Consider the following 22,988-nt stretch of genomic DNA (forward strand, 5'->3'; position numbering starts at 1 on the left):
CGGCGCTCGATCAGACGATCCGAACCACCTTCGGCAACACGGCGCTCGATCAGACGATCCGAACCACCTTCGGCAACGCGGCGTTCGATCAGACGATCCGAGCCACCTTCAGCCACACGACTTTCAATCAACCGGTCCGAGCCGCCTTCGGCGACCAGAGTGTGCGTCGGGGTGGCGGCAAAAGCGTTAATGGCGAAAACCGAGAAGGCGATGCTGAGAAGGGCTTGGCGTTTCATGATCGTGTGCTCCGGGGGTATGGGTTTGTCTGGAGCCGATGTTACGCCGAGGATTTTTTATGAGAACTTCATTGCCGTGATGGTGACCATCGACCGCAATGATGTTTAACCGCCCCCACGTTCTCCACTGTTTCTCCCGCCGTGGCCAACCCCGGTAGGAGCTGCCGCAGGCTGCGATCTTTTGATCTTGCCCCAGCCTCAACGCGCCGCCCGAACACACAACTCCCCCGTAGCCCGCACCAACGCCAGCTCATGCAACCGATCCACCGTCAGCCCACTGCGCGCCGTCGCCAGCCAGACCGGACAATCCGCATCCCGTCGATGCGCCGCAAACGCCGCGTACTGCTGCAGCAGTCGGCTCTGCAGCTCATCCAGCCGTGGCCGAATTTGCTGGCCCAAGTCCGGACGCGGCGTGTCCGGCGCCGCCCCCGCCGCCTGCCATTGCGCAAGCAACCCGTACTGCACCAGTTTATTAGCCTCCATTTGCGCGGCGATCAACTGCGCCACCTCTTCCGGGTCCAGCGTGTACTGCGTCGCCAGCGTGCGGGCATTGGCGATAACTTGCGCCTCCCGAGGGCTGTCCTGAATCGGCTTGCCACTGTCCCATTTGGTCAACGCAACGAGGTCGCCGATGTTCAGCCGTTCGTTCAGGGTTTCCAGCAATGGTTTCAAGGACTCGGGTGGTGTGGACGGGGCGGCTTGCACAGTCGCAGCGAATAAAACGAGGAACGTGCAGGGCAGTAAAGTTGGCAAGCGGAGCATGAACAGAGCCTCTTAAAAAAACATGGATGGGTGGCTGTGTACCACAGCCGGCTACTGACAATAAATGCGGATGTGAAATGTTAATTGCACCGCGCCGCCAACTCACCGAAGCTATCCTCAATCAGCCCTTCCGCCGTCGAGATGGACCTCCAGTCAATGCAAACCCCCAGCACCACCAAACCCCTCTGGCATACCTACCTGCTGTTCCTGGCCCCTATGGTGCTGTCCAACTTCCTGCAATCGATGTCGGGCACGGTGAACAGCATTTACATTGGTCAGATGCTTGGCACTCAGGCGTTGGCGGCGGTGTCGGGGATGTTCCCCATCGTGTTCTTTTTCATTGCCCTGGTGATCGGCCTCGGGGCGGGGGCCGGGGTGTTGATTGGTCAGGCGTGGGGGGCGCGGGAGCCGCACATGGTCAAGGCCATTGCCGGGGCGACGTTGTTGTTGGGGGTGTTGATCGGGCTGGTGGCGGCCGTGCTCGGCAGTGTGTTTGCGCGTCAGGCATTGACCGGTCTGGGGACGCCGGCGGATGTGCTGGAAGATGCCGTGGCGTATGCGCACGTGATGATGTGGATCCTGCCGGCGATGTTGGTGTTTGTGCTGTTCACCCAGTTGTTGCGCGGGGTCAGCGATACGTTGTCGCCGTTGCTCGCACTGGTGGTGTCGACGTGTGTCGGGCTGGCGCTGACGCCGGCGTTGATTCGCGGCTGGTTCGGTTTGCCGCAGATGGGCATTCAGAGCGCAGCGTATGCCGGGCTGGCGGGCACGCTGTCGGCGATGGCGTGGCTGTCATGGCGTTTGATTCGCAAGGGCCATCCGTTGGCGCCGGATCGCGAGTTTTTCGCGGCCCTGAAACTGGACGGGGCGATTCTCGGCAAGGTGCTGCGCATCGGCTTGCCAACCGGGGTGCAGATGATTGTGCTGTCGCTGTCGGAGCTGGTGATTCTGGCGCTGGTCAACCAGCATGGCTCACAAGCGACAGCGGCCTACGGCGCAGTGACGCAGATCGTCAACTACGTGCAGTTTCCGGCGCTGTCGATTGCGATCACCGCGTCGATCCTTGGCGCGCAGGCGATCGGGGCAGGGCGGTTGGAGCGCATGGGGCCGATTCTGCGCACCGGGCTGTGGATCAACGTCTGTCTGACTGGCGGTTTGATCGTGCTCGGTTACCTGTTGTCGCACTGGCTGCTGGGGTTATTCCTGACCGAGGATTCGACCCGGGCGATGGCGGAACATCTGCTGCACATCATGTTGTGGAGCCTGTTGGTGTTCGGCTTCCAGGCAATTATTGGCGGGATCATGCGCGCCAGCGGCACGGTGTTGGTGCCGGTGGTCATCGCGATTATTTGCGTGGTGGGCGTGCAGTTGCCGGCGGCGTATTGGCTGGACAGCCAGTATGGCTTGCAGGGTGTGTGGATGGCGTTTCCCGTTGCGTATCTGGCGATGCTGGTGCTGCAGACGCTGTATTACAAACTCGTCTGGCAACACCAGAAAATCGAACGCCTGGTCTGATCCCTGTAGGAGCTGCCGCAGGCTGCGATCTTTTGATGTTGCTTTTGCAAAACAAGATCAAAAGATCGCAGCCTGCGGCAGCTCCTACATGGGGCGTGAATCGATGCAGTGTCAGCGACTGGCGCAACCGGCGGATGTTTGCTTAAGTCAATCGAGACCCTTGATGGCTGGCTTCGCCCGGAGAATCCCATGTCGATCCGAATGCTGCTGGCCGGCGCGTGTGTGCTGTGCGCCATCCCTGCCGCGCAGGCCGTCGAATACAACCGGGTCAACACCACGGCGAGCCAGATCAGTTTCACCTACAACCAGATGGGCTCGCGGATGTACGGCACCTTCGGCAAGTTCGAAGCGACGCTGGACTTCGACACCGACAACCTCGCCAGCGCCCACACCACCCTGCACATCGACCTTAATAGCATTGATGCCGGCAGCGAAGACGCCAACACTGAACTGGTCAAACCGGCATGGTTCGACACGGCTAAATTCCCTGTCGCAGTGTTTGAGTCGAGCCGTTTCACCCAAGTCGCCGAGCACCGCTACCTGATCGCCGGCCAGCTCACCCTCAAGGGCATCACCCGCAAGGTGGAGGTGCCGGTGGAATTGAAACCGGACAGTGACATCGGCATTTTCGACGGTGAACTGCTGCTCAAGCGCGACGAGTTTGGCCTCGGCGCAGGGGAGTGGGCGGACACCGTGGTGTCGAAAGACATCGCCATCAAGTTCAAGGTGGTGGCGCCACAGCAGTGACGCCGAGAACTCCCCTAGGCCTGCGTGGAATAGGAACGCAGCTTGAAAAATGGACGCTGAATCGGCGAAAGGTCCCGCTTCCGGCAGATGAAATTCTCCTCAATGTAGGAGCTGCCGAAGGCTGCGATCTTTTGACGTTGTTTTTTAAAAGACAAGATCAAAAGATCGCAGCCTTCGGCAGCTCCTACAGGGGGGATATCGGGACAGGGTATGATGGGGCGTTTTTTGCCGGAGTCGCTCGTCATGCCACGTATCACCCACTACAAAACCCCATGCCCCGAGGGCGTCAACAGCCAGATTCTGCAGATGGTTGTCGACTACCTGACTGATATCAGTGCGGTCGGTCTTGGCCCGAGCAATCTGCTGTACAACGTCTATCAGTATGCGGTCGGCTATGAGGTGCATCTGTATCTGGAGGCGTTGAACGGCGAGAAGGGCACTGAGGTGGAGTTGTTGGTGGCCACCGATGATGACGATCCGGAACAGGTCATCGGCTTTCTCTTGTACCTGCCGGTGCAGGGCGATTGGGAGGCGTGCAGCGTCGCTTACATGGCGGTGCGCGAAGGGTATCGGCGCCAGGGTGTGGCGCGGACAATGATTGGCGAAATGGTCGGGCGTTATCCGCATGCCGAGCTGGCCTGCACCGTTGGCAAAGTCCCGTACTTCGAAGCGTTGGGTTTTGAAGTGATAGGTCAGCGCGAGACGCAAGTGCTGATGAGTACCCGCCATTACCGCAGCAACGGCCTGCGCGGTTTTATCGATACCACACCGATTTACCGATCATTGGAAGTGCAGCAGATTCACACCTACCTGCTGCAGAAAAACAGCAAACGGGCGATGCTCGACGCGGAGAAACAGCGCGACCGCCATCTCGACCAGACCACCCGACATACCGAAGAATTTGTCCGCCAGCGCCTGACGGTGCACTGATACTTCTTCGGCAAAAAAGCCCTTGCCGGGAATCCCGCAGCAAGGGCTTTTTTGTACCCGCCATTCAGCCGAGTTTGACGTTCATGGTGATCCGCGCGGTGAACACTTTTTTGCCTTCGGTATCGTGAATGTCCACATTGACGATTTTGTCGCCCGCGCTTTGCCAATCCACGCCCTCGCCAGTGGCTAGCGCTGTGACATCGGTTTTCGCCTTGGCCAGATACTCCACGGTCATGCCTTTGGGAATCCAGCGCGCGCCGGGCGGAATCGACACGTCAGTCATCATCCCGGCAGCCAGTTCTGCGGCGTTGCACATGGCAATCGCATGAACGGTGCCGAGGTGGTTGGTGATTTCGCGACAAAAGGGCACTTGCACGGTTGCCGCATTCGCTCGCAGTTCCGTCACCAGCGGATTGATGGTGCTGAAATACGGTGCGACCTGGCAGGCCATCTGGCTGAAAGCTTGCGGACCTGCGCTGTTGAACATGCTGAGAAACTGACTCATGGAGATTCCTCGCTGAACGTAATTTGCGGAATTATGTTCCGTTACAGAACAATGTTCTGTAGCGGAACGGTATTCTGTTCAGAGGAATTCTGTCAACCTATGCACGTTTTCGCATTGGGCACTATGTGCCTTTTCCCTTCGTTGATTTCGGGTCGCAAGCCGCATGGAAACCGCCGATTTACTGGAACGCAGCTACCCCGGACGCCGCGCCGAACTCAAGCGCGATATCTTTCGCAAGGCGCTGAGCCTGTTCAACGAGCAGGGGATCGAAGCCACCACCATCGACATGATTCGTGCCGAATGTGACACCAGCGTCGGGGCGATCTACCACCATTTCGGCAACAAGGAAGGTCTGGTCGCGGCGCTGTTCTTTACCGCGCTGGACGATCAGGCGCGTCTGCGCGACGCCTACCTCGACGCGGCAAAAACTACCGAAGAAGGCGTTCAGGCGCTGGTGTTCAGTTACCTCGATTGGGTCGAGCAGCAGCCGCAATGGGCACGGTTCCAGTACCACGCGCGGTTCGCCGTGACCAAGGGACCGTTCAAGGAGGAGTTGGCCGAGCGCAACAAGACGCGCAATTTGCGCCTGCGTGACTGGCTGGCCGAATCCGGACGCGCCGCCGAACTCAAGGCGTTGCCCGCCGAGTTGTTGCCGTCGCTGATCATCGGTCAGGCCGATAGCTATTGCCGGGCCTGGCTGGCCGGCAGGGTGAAGGGCAGCCCGACGGCGTATCGCGAGTTGCTGGCGCAAGCGGCATGGCGCTCGATTCGCGATGAATCACTGCTGGACACGTGATTTACGAGGGAAAAAAAACAGCCTGAAAACGCTTTGGCGGAGAGGAAGTAGAGCCCGTGAGGCGGCGGCTCCTTCGAGCATTGCAATGATTGTCGCGTACAACTCGTCACCTAACCCCCGTAGGAGCTGCCGCAGGCTGCGATCTTTTGCTCTTGTTTCTGAGGATCAAAAGATCGCAGCCTCGTTTCACTCGTCAGCTCCTACCGGGGGGGGGTGAAGCTGTTCCTGTAGGAGCTGCCGCAGGCTGCGATCTGTTGCTCTTGTTTCTGAGGATCAAAAGATCGCAGCCTCGTTTCACTCGACAGCTCCTACCGGGGGGGGGGGTGACGCCGTTCCTGTAGGAGCTGCCGCAGGCTGCGATCTGTTGCTCTTGTCTCTAAAGATCAAAAGATCGCAGCCTCGTTTCACTCGTCAGATCCTACCGGGGAGGTGTGGGGTTAGCGGGCGCCGGGCCAGCCGGCCTTGTCGAGGGCGGCGAGCAGGGTTTGCGCATCCAGCCCCGGCACGGCATGGCCATTGCCGGCGGTGCTTTCGCTGGCGAGCAGGGCGTTGATGATTGCCTCTTCAACCGCTTCCGTGGCGGCCAGAAACAGCTCGCTGATGTGGTCGTTATTGACCATGCGCAAACCCTCGCAGGTCGACGCGCCTTTGCCTTCATACGCGGCCGGCGGAACGTGATCATTGCCGGTGGCGAAGGCGATGAAGATGTCGCCGCTGTGATCCTCGTTACCGCCGCCGGTGCGCGCCAGACCGAGGCTGGCGCGTTGCGCCAGTCGCGTGCATTGATGGGGCAGCAGCGGTGCGTCGGTGGCCAGGCAGACCACAATCGAACCCATGCCCGGATGCGGCAACGAGGCCCGCAGGAACGGTGAATCCACCTGTTCCATGTAGCGGCCGACCGGGTAACCGTCGACCCGCAATTCACTGCGAATGCCGTGGTTGGCTTGCACGATCGCGCCCACCGTCCAGCCGCCCTGAGCATCGCTCAAACGGCGTGATGCTGTGCCGATGCCACCCTTGAATTCATGGCAGATCATGCCGCTGCCACCGCCCACCGCGCCTTCCTGTACCGGGCCGGCGACCGCGTTGCGCATGGCTTCGGCGACGTGTTCAGGCTTGACGTGAAAACCGTTGATGTCATTGATCAGCCCGTCGTAAGTTTCCAGCACCACCGGCATGTTCCAGTAGAGACGGCCATCGTCCGGTTGCTGCTCACGATCCAGCACAATCAGCGCATCACGCACCACGCCGAGGCTGTGGGTGTTGGTAAACGCGATCGGGCTGGTCAGTAATCCGGCCTCGCGAATCCACTCAAGCCCGGTGGCATCACCGTTGCCATTGAGCACATGCACCCCGGCAAAGCACGGTTGCTGGCTGGTCGAACCCAGGCGCGGCTCGATCAGCGTGACGCCGGTGCAGATGTCGCGCCCGGCGCTGCTGCGACCGCGCACATTGCTGTGGCCGACGCGGATGCCCGGCACATCGGTGATGGCGTTGAGCGGGCCGGGGTGCATCTGGCCGATACGGATATTCAGGTCACGGGCGCGAGGTTTCATCGATATCTGTCTCTCTAAAAATATTGGGCCGATCGCCAACCCTGTGGGAGCTGGCTTGCCAGCGATGACGGTGCTTCACCCGACGGATGTATCGGCTGAACGGATGCCATCGCTGGCAAGCCAGCTCCCACAGGGTCAGGCGGTATTTGCAAATGCTGAACCACGCTCAGGCACCGGTTGATATCCCCACACCGCCCCCGCATGATGCGGCTCTGCTGGCATGTGGCCGGTGATGAACAACAGTGGTCAGCCTACCGGGCCGACTGCGCCTGACCCATTCCCTTCATGGGTTATACAAAAGGGGTAGAGCGTGGACGCGTTGTTGCAGGAGTTGCCGGTGCATCAAAGTCTGGCGCGGGTATTTGCCAGCGTCGGGCAGGATGCTTTCTGGCGCGCATTGGTCGACACCCTGCGGCTGCTGGTGCCGCTGGACAACGCACTGGTTGCGGTGATGACGGCGGGGCAGGCGCCGCAATTGCTGATCGACTTCGACAGCAAGGGCCGCCCGGACGACCAGGAAGAACTGGCCGGTTACACCGCAGGCATGTACCTGCTCGATCCGTTCTATCAAACCGCGACCACCGGCATTGCCGATGGTTTGCACAGCCTGGCGTCGGTGGCGCCGGATCAGTTCCTGCACAGCGAGTACTACCAGAGCTACTTTCGCTCGGTGGTGGGCGAAGACGAATTGCAGTTCATCATCAATGTCGAGGCGGGCGTGCTCGGCCTGTCACTGGGGCGCTCGACGACGTTCAGCGCGAGCGAGCAGGGCCGGCTCTTGTGCGTGCGCGATTGGGTGCTGGCAGCGATGCATCGACACGTGCAACTGCTGCCGCCGCAAGGGCCAGCCGCTGAAGCAGTGGTGGGGGATCTGGCGACCTTGCTCGATCGCTTTGAAGCGCGCCTGACCGTGCGCGAGGTCGACACCGCGCGGTTGATTTTGCAGGGCTTCTCCAGCAAAGCGATTGCCCAGCAAATGGGCATATCGCCGGAGACGGTCAAAGTCCATCGGCGCAATCTGTACCACAAGCTCAATGTCACCGGACACGGCGAATTGTTCGCCCTGGTGCTGCGCCAAAACCGCGATGGATGATTACTGTAGGAGCTGTCGAGTGAAACGAGGCTGCGATCTTTTGATCTTGTGTTTTAACAGCAACATCAAAAGATCGCAGCCTGCGGCAGCTCCTACACGGGGTTAGCTGATGCGTTGGAAGACCAGGGCTTTCAGGCCGCTCTCAGGATCAACATCCGGGAATTCCGGCGGATTTTCCAGGCGCTGTTCGAAGCGCAGGCCGGGCGCCTGCTCGGTCACACCATCAATCAAAAAGTCCGGGCCGAACGCCGGGTCATTCATGCACGCGAGCACCGTGCCTTGCGCCGTCAGCAATTCCGGCAGGCGGCGCAGCACGCGCTGATAATCCTTGGTCAGCAGGAAACTGCCTTTCTGAAACGACGGCGGATCGATGATGACCAGGTCGTAAGGACCGCTGTTGATCACCTTGCCCCAGGATTTGAACAGGTCATGACCGAGGAAGCTGACTTTGCTCAAGTCATGGCCATTCAAGCGGTGATTGTCGCGACCGCGACTCAGCGCTGCCCGTGACATGTCGAGGTTGACCACATGGCTGGCGCCACCCTCGATGGCCGCCACGGAAAAACCGCAAGTGTAGGCAAACAGGTTAAGGATGCGTTTGCCGTCGGCCTGTTCGCGCACCCAGTTGCGCCCGTAACGCATATCGAGAAACAGCCCGGCGTTCTGCTTGCGGCCCAGATCGACGCGATACTGCAAGCCGCCCTCGACGATGGTCATTTCGTCGATCTCATCGCCCAGCAACCATTCAGCCGTGCTTTGCGGCAGGTAGCGGTGCTGGATCAACAGCGTCTTCGCAGCGCACTGCTGCCATTGCTCAGTACCGGTGAGGTCCAGCAGCAAACGCTTGAGGTTTTCCAGCTGCTCAGGTTCCGGCTCCTTGAACAGCGACACCAGCACTACGCCCTGCAACCAGTCCACGGTCAACTGCTCAAGCCCCGGCCAGCAGCGCCCGCGTCCGTGGAACAGGCGACGGGTTTCGCTCGGTGCGGCCGCCAGTGCAGGCAGCAGATGGGCGTGGAGGGTGGCGAGGGCTTCAGGGTTCATCGGTCAACGTCGGCGAGCAAAAGGGCCGGCATTTTAACCACAAATACGCCGTCGCGAACGCTCGGTGCGACCCCGCCAAAACACACTTTTGGAAAAGAGCTGTATCAAAAATGAATTTCTGCAGGGCGCGCTGCTCATACCTGATAAGCAGCGGATTCAAGCCGCTAAATCGTTAATGCAATTCCGGGAGTGCCAGTTCATGTGCCCAACACCTACGGCGAGCGCGCACCTTCCTGGCGGGTTGATTCTGGTAGTTGAGGATGATCCGTTGATTCTGGAGTTTCTCTGCGAAATTCTTCAGGAGGAAGGTTTCAAGGTCGAGCCGCAGACCAGCGCCGACGCCGCATCACAATACCTTGAGGAACACGCGCCGGAAGTGGCGTTGTTGCTCACCGACATCACCATGCCTGGCACCCTCAACGGCGCCGACCTGGCGAATCTGGTCGGCGATCGCTGGCCGGACAAGCCGGTGATGGTCATGTCCGGCTATGAAACGCCCGAGACCTCAGGGGTCAAGCATCCGGTGGCGTTCATCAAGAAGCCTTGGGCCATCGGGCAATTGCTCGACTGTGTCGACAGCGCCTTCAAATCCAAGGCGCCGCGTCTGCACTGACAAGTGCTACATTGCCGGGCAAAACTGCCCGGCCCCTTGCCAGAGGATGCGACCCTTTGCCTGCTCAAGATGTTCTATTCAACCGCGCGTTCGGCGCGTTTCTGTTCGACATGGACGGCACCGTCCTCAACTCCATCGCCGCCGCTGAGCGGATCTGGTCCGCCTGGGCCGTGCGCCATGGCGTGGAGGTCGAGACGTTTTTGCCGACCATTCACGGTGCCCGGGCCATCGACACGATCAATCGCCTGAACCTGCCGGGCGTGGACGCCGAGGCGCAAGCGGCGTTCATCACCGAGGCGGAAATCGACGACGTTGAAGGCATCGTTGAAATTCCCGGCGCGGCGGCGTTTCTTCGCAGCCTGCCTGCCGATCGTTGGGCGATGGTGACTTCAGCGCCGCGCGATCTGGCGCTGCGCAGAATGGCTGCCGCCGGGATTGCCGAACCGGCCGTGATGATTACCGCGGAAGACGTCAAGGCCGGCAAACCCGACCCGGCCGGCTACCTGCTGGCGGCCGAACGTCTTGGGCTTGAACCGCGCGACTGCCTGATTTTTGAAGACGCCACCGTCGGCATCCAGGCCGCCGAAGCGGCTGGCGCGGCGTTGATGATCATCACCACGACGCACCAGCATCCGCTTGAAACGGCGCACGCGACATTGGCCAGTTACGCCGACATCAGCGTCAAAATCGACAACGACGGCAAGCTCCACCTCCAACCCAACTGACCCCGACCTGTAGGAGCTGCCGCAGGCTGCGATCTTTTGATCTTGCTTCTTAAAATAAAGATCAAAAGATCGCAGCCTGCGGCAGCTCCTGCATGGGGTACGTTGTGCGAATTCAGTAGAGTCCTGGGATGAGGCGCCAGCTGCGTGCGCAGTACGCGTCATATTCGGCGCCGAACTGCGCGCGCAACAGGGCTTCTTCGGAATGAATGCGGGCGATCAACGGAATCAAGGTCAACGCCGCCAGCACCAGCCCGACGCTGGAACGAAACGCCAGCGCCCAGCCCACGGCATTCACCACCAGGCCCAGATAACTTGGATTGCGTAGATGCTGGTAGATCCCGTCCGTCACCAGGCGATGCCCCGGCTGGATCGCGACCAGACCACTGAACCGTCGCCCCAGCACAAACACCGGCCACAGCCGCAACGCGCCGCCGACGATAAACAGCAACGCCCCCAGCCAACGCACGCCTTCGCCGCCAAACGTCCAAAAATTGATGCGGTCGCAATAGGCCGGCAGAAAACCACTGATCAAACCGATGACCCCGAACGCCGGAAGCACCCAGCGATTGGCCCGGTCCTCGCGTTCCCCGGAACTGAGGTTGACCTCGGTAAACAGCGAGGCCACCACCATGGCCACCGTCGCCAGCGCCACCAGCACCAGCGAGCCGTGGGAGAAAAACATCGCCACGCCGCCGATTCCCCACACGGCCAGGCCCAGATAGGCGAGGGTGGCGAGCACCGCGACCACGGTCATTTGCGCTGACATTCTCATGGCGATCTCACGGCAGGCTGCTGATCCATTCAGTGTAGGAGCTGCCGCAGGCTGCGATCTTTTGATGGCGTTTTTTAAAGCAGGATCAAAAGATCGCGGCCTTCGGCAGCTCCTACAGGGATTGGCGGCGTACGCCTACCGATGAACCTGTGGGAGCGGGCTTGCCCGCGATGAGGCCCGTTCAGTCAGCGGAAATCTCACTACCGGTCAAAACCGTGCGAAAGGTTTCTACCAAGGGCCGCAAATTGATCCGGTGCCACGCTGCCCATAGCGGTGTGGTAAACGCCAGCCACGGCACTTCGCGCAGCACCACGCCCGGTGGCGCGTTATGGCTCAAGCCTTTCTGAATCATCGCAATCCCCAGTCCCGACGCCACCAGCCCCAGCGCGGTAAACGGCTCGGTCGCCTGCATGCGCACATCCGGCGTGAAGCCTGCGCGGATGCACGCGCTGACAAACTCATCACTGGCATCCTGACGCGGCTGCACGCCGATCCATTCCTGCCCGGCCAGGTCCAGCGGGCTCAACACGGCTTGCTGCGCCAGCGGATGCCGTTCCGGCAATGCCAGCAGCATCGGATCATCCAGCACCTGAAACCCCAGCAGATCCGGGTCGTCATCGGTCGGCGGCTCACTCACCAACGCAATATCGAGACTACGCTGTCGCAGGCCTTCAAGTTGTTCGGCGGAACTCAAGTTGTACAAGGCGACATGCACATTGGGCCGATCAACGCGCAACACGCGCAGGGCATTGGGCAAAACCCCGGCATGCATGGCGTTCTCGATGTAGCCGATGCACAGGCCGCCTTCTTCACCACGGCCCAGGCGCTTGCCGAGGGATTCGAGGCGATTGGCGTGGGTCAGCAGGGCGCGGGTTTCGGCGAGAAAGGTCTGGCCGTCGCGGGTCAGGCGAATGCGCTGTTGGCTGCGCTCGAACAGGGTCAGGCCCAGGCGTTCTTCGAGCTGCGCGATCTGCCGGCTCAGGGGCGACTGGGAAATGTGCAGCCGTTCGGCGGCGCGGCCGACGTGTTCTTCCTCGGCGACGGCGACGAAGTAGCGCAATTGGCGGATGTCGATCATGTCAGACCTATAGGGACTCAAGTGCTGCGCATTATGTCTTGGACGGTCTCGGTGTCGCAATCTAGGATCTGCTCAACGGTCACGCAGACCCAGAACCTGTGAGGAACATCCAATGAGCTTGAAAGACAAACTGCCCGGCCAACTGGGCTTCGGCACCGCACCACTGGGCAATATGTTCCGGGCAATTGCCGAGGAAGAAGCGCAAGCCACCGTGCATGCCGCGTGGGATGCCGGCGTGCGCTACTTCGACACCGCGCCGTTCTACGGCTCGGGCCTGTCGGAAATTCGCCTCGGCGAAGCGTTGAAGCAGTACAACCGCGACGACTACGTGCTCAGCAGCAAGGTCGGCCGGGTAATTCTCGACGAAGTCGAAGACGCCGCTGCCCGTGATCTCGGCGAAAAAAGTGGTGTGTTCGAACACGGTCGCCCGAACAAGATCGTCAACGACTACAGCGCTGACGCGACGATGCGTTCGATCGAAGACAGCCTCAAGCGCTTGCAAACTGATCGCCTCGACATCGTCTGGGTTCACGACATCGCCCAGGACTTCTACGGGGATCAATGGCTGGAATACTTCAATCAGGCCCGCACCGGCGCGTTCAAAGTGCTGACCCGTTTGCGCGAAGAAGGTGTGATCAAGGGCTGGGGTTTGGGCGTGAACAAAGTCGAGCCGTGTGAACTGACCCTCGACCTGACGGAAGCCCAGCCTGACGGGTTCCTGCTGGCCGGTCGCTACACCTTGTTGGACCACGAACGTCCCCTGCAACGGCTGATGGATTCGGCGCTGGCGCAGAACGTTGAAATCGTCGTCGGCGGGCCGTACAGCTCGGGGATTCTGGCCGGTGGTTCGCACTTCGAATACCAGAAAGCCAGTCCTGAGATCATCGCCAGGGTGGATCAGATCAAGCGTATCGCCGCGGCCTACAACGTCGATGTAAAAGCTGCCGCACTGCAATTTTCACTGGCCAACCCAGCGGTCGCGGCGGTGATTCCCGGTGCAAGCAAGCCGGGGCGGATTGCTGAAGATGTGGCGGCGTTGTCGGCGGTCATTCCTGCCGGGTTCTGGCAGGCCTTGCGTGACGCGAAACTGGTTTCTGAACGGGCGCCGTTGCCGGATCAAAAGATCGCAGCCTTCGGCAGCTCCTACATGGGAGGTGTGTAATGAAGATTGATTTGGGTGGCAAACTGGCGATTGTCAGTGGCAGTACGGCGGGCATTGGCTTGGGCATCAGCCAGTCATTGGCTGAGGCGGGGGCCACGGTGGTCGTCATTGGTCGTGACGCCGGCAAGGTCGAACAGGCGCTGGCGAGCATCCGCGAGAAAGTCCCGGCTGCACAATTGCGCGGTTTGACGGCGGATTTGGGCACCGCCGAAGGCGCGCAAAAACTCTTTGCGGCTGAACCGCGTGCCGACATTCTGGTGAACAACCTCGGCATCTTCGACGCCGTCGATTTCTTCGAAGCGCCGGACAGCGAGTGGACACGCTTCTACGAAGTCAACGTGATTTCCGGCGTGCGCCTGGCGCGGCATTACGTGCCGGCGATGGTCGAGCAGGGCTGGGGCCGGGTGATTTTCCTGTCCTCGGAATCCGGCGTTGCCACACCGGCCGACATGATCAACTACGGCGTGACCAAAAGCGCCAATCTGGCGGTGTCCCACGGCTTGGCCAAACGTCTGGCTGGCACCGGGGTGACGGTCAATGCGATCCTGCCGGGACCGACCTTCACCGATGGCCTGCAAGACATGCTCAAGGATGCCGCCGCCGAATCCGGGCGCAGCCTGCGTGATGAAGCCGATGCCTTTGTGCTCAAGGCCCGCCCGACCTCGATCATCCAGCGCGTGGCGGATGTAGAAGAGGTCGCGCATCTGGTGACCTACATCGCTTCGCCCCTGTCTTCGGCCACCACTGGCGCAGCTTTGCGCGTCGACGGCGGCGTGGTCGACAGCCTGACCATCTGAATTGTTCAAGAGAGACGTTTATTTATGCCTATAGCATCTGCAACCATCGACATCCCGGCTTCGGCCGATCAGGTCTGGCAATTGATCGGCGGCTTCAACACGCTGCCGGACTGGCTGCCGTTCATCCCCAACAGCGAGCTGAGCGACGGCGGGCGTGTGCGCACCCTGCAAACCGCTGACGGCGGCGTGGTGGTCGAGCGCCTGCAAGCGTTCGACAATGCCGCGAAGACTTACAGCTATTCGATCGAACAGGCGCCGTTCCCGGCCACTGATTATCTGGCAACGATCAAGGTCGAAGCCCAGGGGCAGGGCGCCCGGGTCACATGGTCGGGCCGCTTCAACGCCAAAGGCGTGAGTGACGAAGAAGTGGTGGCACTGTTCAACGGCATCTACCAGGGCGGCCTGGAAGCGCTGCGCGCCAACTGCCCAACCTGAGGAACACCTCGATCCAATGTAGGAGTGAGCCTGCTCGCGATAGCAATCAGTCGGTAACGAATAAGTTGACTGACACACCGCTATCGCGAGCAGGCTCACTCCTACAGGGGTTGCACTCCAAGGTGGAGGTCAGGAATTTTCGATCAGGCTCTGTCGGCAATCGAGCAGCAGTTCGCGCCACCCGGATGCCGACTTCCAGACTGATGAGGAAGTGGTGGCGCTGTTCAATGGCATCTACCAGGGCGGCCTCGAAGCGTTGCGCGCCAACTACCCCGCTTAATCATCCAACACAAAAACCTGTGGGAGCTGGCTTGCCAGCGATGGCGGTCGGTCAGTCGCCAACGAAGGTGACTGAACCACCGCTATCGCTGGCAAGCCAGCTCCCACAAGGACCGTATTAGTCTGGAATATCAGGTGGAGGTCAGGAATTTTCGATCAGGCTCTGTCGGCAATCGAGCAGCAGTTTCGCGCCGCCCAGATCGCTGCTGCCGACTTCAAGGCTGAAGCCATGCAGGCTGACAATCGCCGCGACAATCGACAGGCCCAAACCAAAACCACCCTGCGGTTGCCCGCCCTCGGCGCGATAGAAACGCTGGAACACCGCCTCGCGCTCGGCCTCGGGAATCCCCGGGCCGGAATCGTGCACTTCAATCCGCGTCTGCCCACCGGCATTCACCCCGCGCAGCATCACCGTGCCGCCGGGTGGCGTGAACTTGATCGAGTTGCTCAGCAGATTGGCCAACGCTTCAAACAGCAACGCCCGATCACCATTGAGTGCAGGCAACGTCTCCGGCATGTTCAAGTCGAAACGCAGCTCGCCTTCCTCGGCCAGCGGCAGGTAAAACTCATGCAGCTCTTCCAGCAGTTGCACCGGATCCAGCTCGACGAACCCTGAGCGCCGCTGCCGATCCTCCAGCTCGGAAATCCGCAACAACCCGCGAAACCGCGCCATCAGCGTATCCGCTTCCGCCAGCACCAGATCCAGTTGCGCCGCTTCCTGCGAACCTTCGCCAGCCTGCTGCTGCATGCGATACAACTGCGCGCGCAGACGCGTCAGCGGGGTGCGCAGATCATGGGCGATGTTGTCGCAGACGCCTTTGACCTCATTCATCAAGCGTTCGATGCGCTCAAGCATGGCGTTGACGATGGCCGCGAGCATGTCCAGTTCATCGCGACGGTTGGACAGCGGCAATCGGTGCGTCAGGTCGCCGGCAACAATCGACTGCGCACTGGCCTGGATCGCACGAATACGCCGCAACGGTCGCCGCCGCAACAAATGCCAGCCGGCAATCCCCGGCAGAATCGTCAGCGACACACCCCAGAACAACGCGTGCAAAATGATCCGGGTTACCGCAAACAACGAACCGTTGTCGCGCAGCAACACCAGCCAGCGCCCGTCGCGGGTTTGTGTGGCGACGGCGTCGCAGCTGTCATTGGGCAGGGTCGGGTCGTCGGAATCGGCGCAGTCGGCGAGCATATGGATCTTGCCGTCCAGCGGCAGGCCCTCGGGGATCTGCTGCAGCGCGCCGCCCAGATACGTGCCCTGCGCATCGAACAAGCCATAGGCGTCGATGCCGCGAATGTCGAAGGTCATGCTCGCGGCGAGGGCTTCTTCCAGTTGCGCACCGCGAAAATGCGAGAACAAATGCTGACGTTGCATCAGCGAATGTTTGGCGAGGTTGTCGAGGTAACCGGACACCTCGTAATACATGACCCCCATGAGGATCGCGCTCCAGGCCACGAACAGCGAACTGTACAGCGCCAGCAAACGGCTGCTGGAGGAGCGCCAGCCGTCAGACGGGTTCGGCAATGACATAACCCGAGCCCCGTACCGTGCGGATCAACGGAACGTTGCCCACCGCGTCGATCTTCTTGCGCAGACGGCCGATATGCACGTCGATGAGGTTGGTGCCCGGGTCGAAGTGATAACCCCAGACTTCCTCGAAAATCATCATCCGCGAGAGGATCTGGCCGCTGTTGCGCATGAGGAATTCGAGCAGCTTGTATTCGGTCGGCAGCAGCGTCAGCACCTGCTCGGCGCGGCGCGCTTCGTGGCTGATCAAATCCAGCTCAAGGTCGGCGACCTGCAACGTCGTCGCCTGGGTGGCGACGCTGTTCTGGCGGCGCAGCAAGACTTCAACCCGCGCGGCCATTTCATCGGTGGCGAACGGTTTGGTCAGGTAGTCATCGCCACCGGCACGCAAGCCGCGCACGCGTTCATCGACATCGGAAAGCGCGCTGATCATCAGAATCGGCGTGGCCACGCCCATGGTCCGCAGCGTGGTGACGATGGCCAAACCATCGAGTTCCGGCAACATGCGGTCGAGGGTGATCAGGTCGTAATTGCCGCTCACGGCGCGGTCGAGGCCTTCACGGCCATTGTCGACCCAGTCGACGTCGAGCCCGTGGCTGCTCAGTTCGGCGACGATTTCCCGGGCGGTCACGGCGTCGTCTTCGATGGTCAATATACGAGTCATAGCGCAGGCCTTGATCGGTTCAAACGGAATGGCAGCATTTTGCCAAGAATTTTCCGTGACGCTTTAAATTAACTTTCATGTTGTAGCTGTCATTTGCGCGCCTTGGCGATTAATTTGCACGAACGTTGATATCATCTGGCCATAATTTAAAACAGGAGTGGTTCCGTGCGTACTTCGATTCGCCGTGGCTGGATGCCAATGTTCGGACTGTTGCTGGTGATCGGCAGCGCTTCGTCCTGGGCGGCCAACACGCCTTGTTCGGGGAAGAAAGGCGGGATTGATCGCTGCGACGGCGACTTGTTCCTGTGCAATGACGGCTCGATCAGCGGCTCGAAGAAAAGCTGCGCAGCGATGTTTGGCGAGCGCCAGCAGGCACGGCCGCAAAATTTCCTCCAGAGCGATGAGGGTTGCGCCTGTGGTACCGGTTCATTCTGTACCGGACCACGTGGCGGGGTGTATTGCCTGACGCCAAGCGGTAACAAGAGCTACAAACGTAAATAACTGGCATTTGTGCCAATGCATAAAACCCGCTGTTATCGGGCGCTTGTTGCAAATTGCATGGTCTTAGGAAGTTCATTCTTTGTAACTTACTGAATAACAACGATTTATTTTATTTCGGTTTCTGGCACGGTCGCTGCAATTCCTCTCGTGACGAGTTGTAACACCATTTTTCATGCCTGGAGCAGAACAACAATGAATAGATCCCCTGATGGGTTTTATCCCGCCGTTGAAGAGTCGAGCAGCGTTTCGGGCGTGTCCTGGGGCGCGATTTTCGCCGGTGCTGCGGCTGCCGCTGCCCTGTCGATGATTTTGGTTTTGCTCGGTTTCGGTTTGGGTTTCTCTGCCGTTTCACCGTGGGCCGGAGAGGGCGTCAGCGCCAAGGGCCTGGGCATATCGACAATCGTCTGGCTGGCAGTGACGCAAATCATCGCTTCCGGCATGGGTGGCTACATCGCCGGTCGCCTGCGGGTGAAGTGGGCGAACATGCACGGCGATGAAGTGTATTTCCGTGATACCGCCCATGGCTTCCTCGCCTGGTGTGTGGCGACGCTGGTCACTGCGATTCTGGTGGTGGGCTCGGTCAGTAGCGTCATCAGTGGTGGTGTGCAGGCCGGTGCCAGTGTCGCTGGCGGCGCAGCCAGCGCAATGACCCAAGCAGCCGGTACCGCTGCGGCCAACACTGACAGCAACCAGTACGGCTACTACATCGACAACCTTTTCCGCGATGACCGTCCGGCTTCTGTGAGCGATGACGCCGCACATGGCGCCGTAGCGCGCATCTTCGCCCAGAGCCTGGCCAACGGTCAGCTCAGCGCCGAAGACCGTACCTATCTGGCGCAACTGGTGGCACAACGGACCAACCTCAGTCAGGCCGATGCTGAACGTCGTGTCGACGAGATCTACGCCCGCACTCAAAAAGCCATTGCCGACGCCAAGCTGAAAGCTCAACAAGCCGCTGACACTGCCGCCAAAGTCGCTGCCCTGACGTCGCTGTGGATGTTCGTCGCGCTGTTGGCCGGTGCGTTCTTTGCCAGCTTCGCAGCCACCTTCGGCGGTCGTCGCCGGGATGCGGTTGAGTACGTTGAAGTCGACACCTACACCACGACCACTCCAGTCCGTTAACAAGGAGCATCACCATGCGCTCATTACTGCTGTTTTTCCTCGGTGTACCGATCCCGATCATCATCCTGATCGCCCTGTTCGTGCACTGATTCAACGAACCATTGGGGCCCATGCCTCGGCCGCTGCCACCTTCGGGTGGTAGCGGCTTTTTGCATTCTGGGGGGCCAGCGGCGAGAATCGCCGACGGAAGTGGATCGGCCGCTTTTACCTCTTTAAGGATGAACACGTTGGACAAGAAGGAAATCAAGCGCCAGTTGGTGGAAATGCTCGAGGCCGGGCGTTCGAAAACCGAAACGTTCAAGGCGCTGTCGGGCGGCAAGGTCAAGGATCGGGTGTTGGCGGCGTGGATCGGTGCCCGGCCGGATCCGGCGCTCAGAGAAAAACACTCACTCAAGGTCACGCTGTTGATCGTGCTGATCTGTATTCAGGCGTTTATCGGTGCGGTGTCCGGGTTCTTTCTGTTTTACGAAGTCAGCGCCGGCCTGGCACTGACCATGATGTTGATCGCCGGCGGCGTCCCGCTGTTGTTTGCCTGGTGCTTCTACAAAAACGTCGCGGCGGCCTACACGGTCTTCATCATCCTCAACATCAGCCAAGTGTCGCGCATGTTCAAAGGCTATGAGGAGGATCCTCTGTCGACCGTGATTGCCGTCGGCATCACTTTCGCGATCGTGTTCTACGCCGGCTGGGTCAAATCGCTGCTGTTCCCGGACCTGGGTTTTATCGGCGCGAAAAAGATCAAGGGGCAGTTCGTCTTCTCCAGCTGATCGTTGAACAATCCGACTGTTTTCACTGGCCTGGATCAATATTTCGCCTGGCGATATCGCCTAACGTAAATGATCCAGGCCTTTGCTGAGGTATGAACTACAGTGCTTCACGCGCACCTTGGTTGCGCTGACGGAGTACCTGCGTCGACGCCCCAATCACAGCTATAAACGCGTCGACACGGTGTAGTGCAGCAAGGAGCTGACACAACCTCAACCGAAATTTCACGGATGAACATTGCAATGCACTGCCTAGAAAGATCCTTCGATATCCAGCCGTTGGCGCAGGCGGATATGACCGTCCACATCAATGGCCAAGCGGTGACCGCCGCCATCGGCGAAACCGTCCTCAGCGTTATCCAGTCCCTCGGTGTGCGACAGATCGCACGCAACGATCACGATCAGATCAGCGGTGCCTACTGCGGCATGGGCGTGTGCCAGTGCTGCCTGGTGAAAATCAACGGCCGACACAAACGCCGCGCCTGCCAGACCGTGGTGCGCGACGGCATGCAGATTGAAACCCAGGTCAACCGCATCAGCGCGCAGGAGGTCGTATGAACCTGCAACCGGTGATTGTCGGCGGTGGCCCGGCGGGGATGGCCGCGGCCATCGAACTGGCGCGCCACGGTGTGCGCTGCACCTTGCTGGAAGAAGCCTCGCGCCTGGGCGGTGTGGTCTATCGCGGGCCGCTGCGTGACGGTGTGCAACTGGATTATCTGGGCCCGCGTTATTCCGAGGCGCTGGGCAAACTGCACGGTGATTTTCAGGAGCAATCCGGGCTGATCGATGTGCGCCTCAACCACCGCGTGGTCGGTGCTGAAGGCACCCGCGCCCTGGTGGTGCTGGACGGCGACGAGCAGTTGCATGAGATCGAGTATTCGCAGTTGCTGCTCGCTGCCGGCTGCCATGAGCGCAGCGTGCCGTTCCCGGGCTGGACGTTGCCGGGGGTGATCATGCTGGGTGGCCTGCAACTGCAAATCAAAAGTGGCGTGGTCAAGCCGCAAGGGCCGGTGATCATCGCGGGCACTGGGCCGTTGCTGCCGTTGGTGGCGACGCAGTTGCACGCTTCGGGCGTCAGCGTGGCCGGCGTGTATGAGGCCTGTGCGTTCGGCAAGATTGCCCGTGAGAGCCTGGCGCTGTTGAACAAGCCGCAGCTGTTTCTCGACGGTTTGAGCATGCTCGCCTACCTGAAACTGCACGGCATCCCGATGCAGTACGGTTGGGGTGTGGTCGATGCCCATGGTGAGGGTGAATTGAAAAGCGTCAGCGTCGCACCGTATTCGGCCACCTGGGAGCCTGACCTGTCGCGTGTCGAACGCTTCGAAGCGAAGACCCTGGCGGTTGGTTACGGCTTCATTCCGCGCACGCAACTGAGTCAGCAGATGGGCCTGGATCACGGTTTCAGTGACGACGGTTACCTGCGCGCCAATGCCAACCTCTGGCAGCAAAGCAACGAACCCCACGTACACCTGGCCGGCGACATGGGCGGGATTCGTGGCGGTGAAGCGGCGATGCTCGCGGGCAAGATCGCCGCAACGTCAATCCTGTTGCAGCGCGGTGTGCTTGAAGACGAACTGGCGCGTGTGCGCCGTGACCGTTACCTGAGCAAACTCAAAGCCATCGTACGCTTCCGCGCCGCCGTCGACCGCTACACCGAACGCGGCGTCGGCCAGACCGCATTGCCCGCCGCCGACACGGTGATCTGCCGTTGTGAACACGCGACCCGTGCCGACATCGACCGCGCGCTGGAGCAGGGCGTGCAGGACATCGCCAGCCTGAAAATGCGCACCCGCGTGAGCATGGGCGACTGCCAGGGGCGGATGTGCGTTGGCTATTGCAGCGACCGGCTGCGTCAGGCCACCGGGCGCACGGACGTCGGTTGGCTGCGGCCGCGTTTTCCGATTGATCCGATACCTTTTTCTGCGTTCCATTCTGTCGGCACGGAGGCCGCTGCCCATGAGTAAGTTCTACGATGTGGTCATCGCCGGTGGTGGCGTGATCGGGGCGTCATGCGCCTATCAACTGTCCAAACGGAAAAACCTCAAGGTCGCGTTGATCGATGCCAAACGCCCGGGTAATGCGACCCGTGCCTCGGCCGGTGGCTTGTGGGCGATCGGTGAATCGGTCGGCCTCGGCTGCGGGGTGATTTTCTTCCGCATGATGTCGGCCAACCGCAAGCGTGAAACCCAGGGCGCGGCGGTGGCGGTGGACGCGAGCACGCCGCACATCCTGCCGGAGTCGTTCTTCGACTTCGCCTTGCAGTCCAACGCCCTGTACCCGGCGCTGCACCGCGAGCTGAAAGAAAACCACGGGATGGATTTCAAGTTTGAAAAGACCGGGCTGAAATTCGTGATTTATGACGATGAAGACCGGCTCTACGCCGAACACATCGTCGGCTGCATTCCGCATCTGGCCGATCAGGTGCGTTGGCTCGATCAAGCGCAATTGCGCGAAGCCGAACCGAGCGTCAGCCATGAGGCACGCGGGGCGCTGGAGTTTCTCTGCGACCACCAGGTCAGCCCGTTCCGCCTCGCCGACGCATACATGGAAGGCGCGCGGCAGAACGGCGTCGACATCTACGTCAACACCAACGTCACTGGCGTGTTGCATCACGGCACGCGGGTGACCGGCGTGCAGACGGCCGAGCAGGGCGTGTTCCACTGCAAGACCCTGATCAACGCCAGCGGTGCCTGGGCGGCGGATTTGAGTGAGTGGGCGACGGGGATTCGGATCCCGGTGAAACCGGTCAAAGGCCAGATCCTGCTGACCGAGCGCATGCCGAAGATCCTCAACGGCTGCCTGACCACCAGCGACTGCTACGTGGCGCAAAAGGACAACGGCGAGATCCTCATCGGCAGCACCACCGAAGACAAAGGTTTCGACGTCACCACCACCTACCCGGAAATCGCCGGGCTGGTGCAGGGCGCCGTGCGTTGTCTGCCGGAACTCAAGGACGTCAACCTGAAACGCACTTGGGCAGGCTTGCGCCCGGGGTCGCCGGATGAGTTGCCGATCCTCGGGCCAATGCGTGGCGTAGAAGGTTACCTGAATGCCTGCGGACACTTCCGCACCGGCATCCTGACCTCGGCGATCACCGGCGTACTGCTCGACAAACTGGTCAACGACGAGCCGCTGCCGCTGGACATCACACCGTTCCTGGCGGACCGTTTCGAAGTGGCATCGGTCAAACCAGCATTGGAATTAGAACTGGCCTGACCCCCCCTTGTAGGAGTGAGCCTGCTCGCGATCGCAATCCGTCAGTACCGAATAAGTCGCCTGACCCACCACCATCGCGAGCAGGCTCACTCCTACAAGGACCAATGTGGGAGCTGCCGAAGGCTGCGATCTTTTGATCTGG

General features: G+C 60.5%; 26 protein-coding genes and 1 pseudogene. 17 read left to right on the forward strand and 10 right to left on the reverse strand.

Features of this window, described 5'->3' with window-relative positions; all coding sequences use genetic code 11:
• A partial coding sequence (locus ACQ4MY_RS13850; protein WP_440095504.1) for a hypothetical protein occupies positions 1-236 on the reverse strand: 236 nt, incomplete at its 3' end.
• A gap of 198 nt (positions 237-434) precedes the next feature.
• Positions 435-998 (reverse strand): chorismate mutase, encoded by a 564-nt coding sequence (locus ACQ4MY_RS13855; protein ID WP_440095506.1) that lies wholly within the window; start codon positions 996-998, stop codon positions 435-437.
• 156 nt (positions 999-1,154) lie between these two features.
• Between ACQ4MY_RS13855 and ACQ4MY_RS13860 the strand changes: the two genes are divergently transcribed.
• Both ACQ4MY_RS13860 and ACQ4MY_RS13865 read left to right on the forward strand, forming a co-directional pair.
• Positions 1,155-2,513, forward strand: a complete 1,359-nt coding sequence (locus ACQ4MY_RS13860; RefSeq protein WP_440095507.1) for an MATE family efflux transporter — start codon at positions 1,155-1,157, stop codon at positions 2,511-2,513.
• 189 nt (positions 2,514-2,702) lie between these two features.
• Complete coding sequence (locus ACQ4MY_RS13865; RefSeq protein ID WP_440095509.1) at positions 2,703-3,260, forward strand: YceI family protein; 558 nt, start codon at positions 2,703-2,705, stop codon at positions 3,258-3,260.
• 14 nt (positions 3,261-3,274) lie between these two features.
• Here the strand turns inward: ACQ4MY_RS13865 and ACQ4MY_RS13870 are convergent, their stop codons facing one another.
• Positions 3,275-3,505 (reverse strand): hypothetical protein, encoded by a 231-nt coding sequence (locus ACQ4MY_RS13870; protein WP_440095510.1) that lies wholly within the window; start codon positions 3,503-3,505, stop codon positions 3,275-3,277.
• Between ACQ4MY_RS13870 and ACQ4MY_RS13875 the strand changes: the two genes are divergently transcribed.
• On the forward strand, positions 3,504-4,190 hold the full coding sequence (locus ACQ4MY_RS13875; RefSeq protein WP_440095511.1) for a GNAT family N-acetyltransferase: 687 nt from the start codon (positions 3,504-3,506) through the stop codon (positions 4,188-4,190). The genes ACQ4MY_RS13870 and ACQ4MY_RS13875 overlap by 2 nt on opposite strands.
• A 64-nt stretch (positions 4,191-4,254) precedes the next feature.
• Here the strand turns inward: ACQ4MY_RS13875 and ACQ4MY_RS13880 are convergent, their stop codons facing one another.
• Positions 4,255-4,695, reverse strand: a complete 441-nt coding sequence (locus ACQ4MY_RS13880; RefSeq protein WP_008083085.1) for a hotdog fold domain-containing protein — start codon at positions 4,693-4,695, stop codon at positions 4,255-4,257.
• 163 nt (positions 4,696-4,858) lie between these two features.
• On the opposite strand from ACQ4MY_RS13880, the gene ACQ4MY_RS13885 reads away from it, so the two are divergent.
• Positions 4,859-5,491, forward strand: a complete 633-nt coding sequence (locus ACQ4MY_RS13885) for a TetR/AcrR family transcriptional regulator (protein WP_440095512.1) — start codon at positions 4,859-4,861, stop codon at positions 5,489-5,491.
• 437 nt (positions 5,492-5,928) lie between these two features.
• Here ACQ4MY_RS13885 and ACQ4MY_RS13890 read toward each other — a convergent pair whose 3' ends face one another.
• Positions 5,929-7,047: a DmpA family aminopeptidase gene (locus tag ACQ4MY_RS13890; RefSeq protein WP_158831715.1), complete on the reverse strand. Its 1,119-nt coding sequence runs from the start codon at positions 7,045-7,047 to the stop codon at positions 5,929-5,931.
• A 310-nt stretch (positions 7,048-7,357) separates the two neighbouring features.
• Between ACQ4MY_RS13890 and ACQ4MY_RS13895 the strand changes: the two genes are divergently transcribed.
• The gene (locus ACQ4MY_RS13895; RefSeq protein ID WP_440095513.1) at positions 7,358-8,140 is read left to right on the forward strand and encodes a helix-turn-helix transcriptional regulator; all 783 of its coding nucleotides are present in this window, start codon (positions 7,358-7,360) and stop codon (positions 8,138-8,140) included.
• 102 nt (positions 8,141-8,242) lie between these two features.
• On the opposite strand, the gene ACQ4MY_RS13900 is transcribed toward ACQ4MY_RS13895, so the two are convergent.
• Positions 8,243-9,184: a class I SAM-dependent methyltransferase gene (locus ACQ4MY_RS13900; protein ID WP_440095514.1), complete on the reverse strand. Its 942-nt coding sequence runs from the start codon at positions 9,182-9,184 to the stop codon at positions 8,243-8,245.
• 199 nt (positions 9,185-9,383) lie between these two features.
• Here ACQ4MY_RS13900 and ACQ4MY_RS13905 point away from each other — a divergent pair, with 199 nt between their 5' ends.
• Together ACQ4MY_RS13905 and ACQ4MY_RS13910 are read left to right on the forward strand one after the other, a co-directional pair.
• On the forward strand, positions 9,384-9,797 hold the full coding sequence (locus tag ACQ4MY_RS13905) for a response regulator (RefSeq protein ID WP_158831720.1): 414 nt from the start codon (positions 9,384-9,386) through the stop codon (positions 9,795-9,797).
• Positions 9,798-9,853: 56 nt separating this feature from the next.
• Complete coding sequence (locus ACQ4MY_RS13910) at positions 9,854-10,522, forward strand: HAD-IA family hydrolase (protein ID WP_440095516.1); 669 nt, start codon at positions 9,854-9,856, stop codon at positions 10,520-10,522.
• A gap of 112 nt (positions 10,523-10,634) precedes the next feature.
• Here the strand turns inward: ACQ4MY_RS13910 and ACQ4MY_RS13915 are convergent, their stop codons facing one another.
• Together ACQ4MY_RS13915 and ACQ4MY_RS13920 are read right to left on the reverse strand one after the other, a co-directional pair.
• On the reverse strand, positions 10,635-11,294 hold the full coding sequence (locus tag ACQ4MY_RS13915; protein WP_440095517.1) for a methyltransferase family protein: 660 nt from the start codon (positions 11,292-11,294) through the stop codon (positions 10,635-10,637).
• Positions 11,295-11,475: 181 nt separating this feature from the next.
• Positions 11,476-12,372, reverse strand: coding sequence for a LysR substrate-binding domain-containing protein (locus tag ACQ4MY_RS13920; protein ID WP_008082358.1), 897 nt, complete (start codon positions 12,370-12,372; stop codon positions 11,476-11,478).
• Positions 12,373-12,484: 112 nt separating this feature from the next.
• On the opposite strand from ACQ4MY_RS13920, the gene ACQ4MY_RS13925 reads away from it, so the two are divergent.
• The 4 genes and pseudogenes from ACQ4MY_RS13925 to ACQ4MY_RS13940 form a co-directional block, all read left to right on the forward strand.
• Entirely contained in the window at positions 12,485-13,534 is a 1,050-nt protein-coding gene (locus ACQ4MY_RS13925; RefSeq protein ID WP_440095519.1) for an aldo/keto reductase, read from the forward strand.
• A complete protein-coding gene (locus tag ACQ4MY_RS13930; RefSeq protein ID WP_158835883.1) occupies positions 13,534-14,331 on the forward strand; it encodes an SDR family NAD(P)-dependent oxidoreductase in 798 nt (265 codons plus the stop codon). The genes ACQ4MY_RS13925 and ACQ4MY_RS13930 overlap by 1 nt, the downstream gene beginning before the upstream one ends.
• Positions 14,332-14,355: 24 nt before the next feature.
• Positions 14,356-14,766 (forward strand): SRPBCC family protein, encoded by a 411-nt coding sequence (locus ACQ4MY_RS13935; protein WP_440095520.1) that lies wholly within the window; start codon positions 14,356-14,358, stop codon positions 14,764-14,766.
• A gap of 199 nt (positions 14,767-14,965) precedes the next feature.
• Positions 14,966-15,046, forward strand: a pseudogene (locus tag ACQ4MY_RS13940) (SRPBCC family protein); the annotation flags it as partial.
• Between the two features lie 141 nt (positions 15,047-15,187).
• On the opposite strand, the gene ACQ4MY_RS13945 reads toward ACQ4MY_RS13940, so the two are convergent.
• Positions 15,188-16,582 carry a sensor histidine kinase gene (locus ACQ4MY_RS13945; protein WP_008082364.1) on the reverse strand — a complete coding sequence of 465 codons (1,395 nt, stop codon included), beginning with the start codon at positions 16,580-16,582 and terminating at the stop codon, positions 15,188-15,190.
• Positions 16,560-17,243 carry a response regulator transcription factor gene (locus ACQ4MY_RS13950; RefSeq protein WP_008082365.1) on the reverse strand — a complete coding sequence of 228 codons (684 nt, stop codon included), beginning with the start codon at positions 17,241-17,243 and terminating at the stop codon, positions 16,560-16,562. Before ACQ4MY_RS13950 ends, ACQ4MY_RS13945 begins: the two co-directional genes overlap by 23 nt.
• 198 nt (positions 17,244-17,441) lie before the next feature.
• Here ACQ4MY_RS13950 and ACQ4MY_RS13955 point away from each other — a divergent pair, with 198 nt between their 5' ends.
• The 6 genes from ACQ4MY_RS13955 (at position 17,442) to hcnC (ending at position 22,846) form a co-directional block, all read left to right on the forward strand.
• Positions 17,442-17,744, forward strand: a complete 303-nt coding sequence (locus ACQ4MY_RS13955; protein WP_440095596.1) for a hypothetical protein — start codon at positions 17,442-17,444, stop codon at positions 17,742-17,744.
• A 192-nt stretch (positions 17,745-17,936) separates the two neighbouring features.
• Complete coding sequence (locus ACQ4MY_RS13960) at positions 17,937-18,866, forward strand: hypothetical protein (protein ID WP_440095521.1); 930 nt, start codon at positions 17,937-17,939, stop codon at positions 18,864-18,866.
• A 218-nt stretch (positions 18,867-19,084) separates the two neighbouring features.
• Positions 19,085-19,633 carry a hypothetical protein gene (locus ACQ4MY_RS13965; RefSeq protein WP_440095523.1) on the forward strand — a complete coding sequence of 183 codons (549 nt, stop codon included), beginning with the start codon at positions 19,085-19,087 and terminating at the stop codon, positions 19,631-19,633.
• 240 nt (positions 19,634-19,873) lie between these two features.
• A complete protein-coding gene (locus ACQ4MY_RS13970) occupies positions 19,874-20,188 on the forward strand; it encodes a (2Fe-2S)-binding protein (protein ID WP_440095525.1) in 315 nt (104 codons plus the stop codon).
• Positions 20,185-21,594 (forward strand): cyanide-forming glycine dehydrogenase subunit HcnB, encoded by a 1,410-nt coding sequence (hcnB, locus tag ACQ4MY_RS13975; protein WP_008082370.1) that lies wholly within the window; start codon positions 20,185-20,187, stop codon positions 21,592-21,594. The genes ACQ4MY_RS13970 and hcnB overlap by 4 nt, the downstream gene beginning before the upstream one ends.
• Complete coding sequence (gene hcnC, locus ACQ4MY_RS13980; protein WP_440095526.1) at positions 21,587-22,846, forward strand: cyanide-forming glycine dehydrogenase subunit HcnC; 1,260 nt, start codon at positions 21,587-21,589, stop codon at positions 22,844-22,846. Before hcnB ends, hcnC begins: the two co-directional genes overlap by 8 nt.
• Positions 22,847-22,988: the final 142 nt, after the last annotated feature.

Origin of the sequence: Pseudomonas sp. SM4 (assembly GCF_051913165.1) — a bacterium.
Taxonomy (GTDB): Bacteria; Pseudomonadota; Gammaproteobacteria; order Pseudomonadales; family Pseudomonadaceae; genus Aquipseudomonas.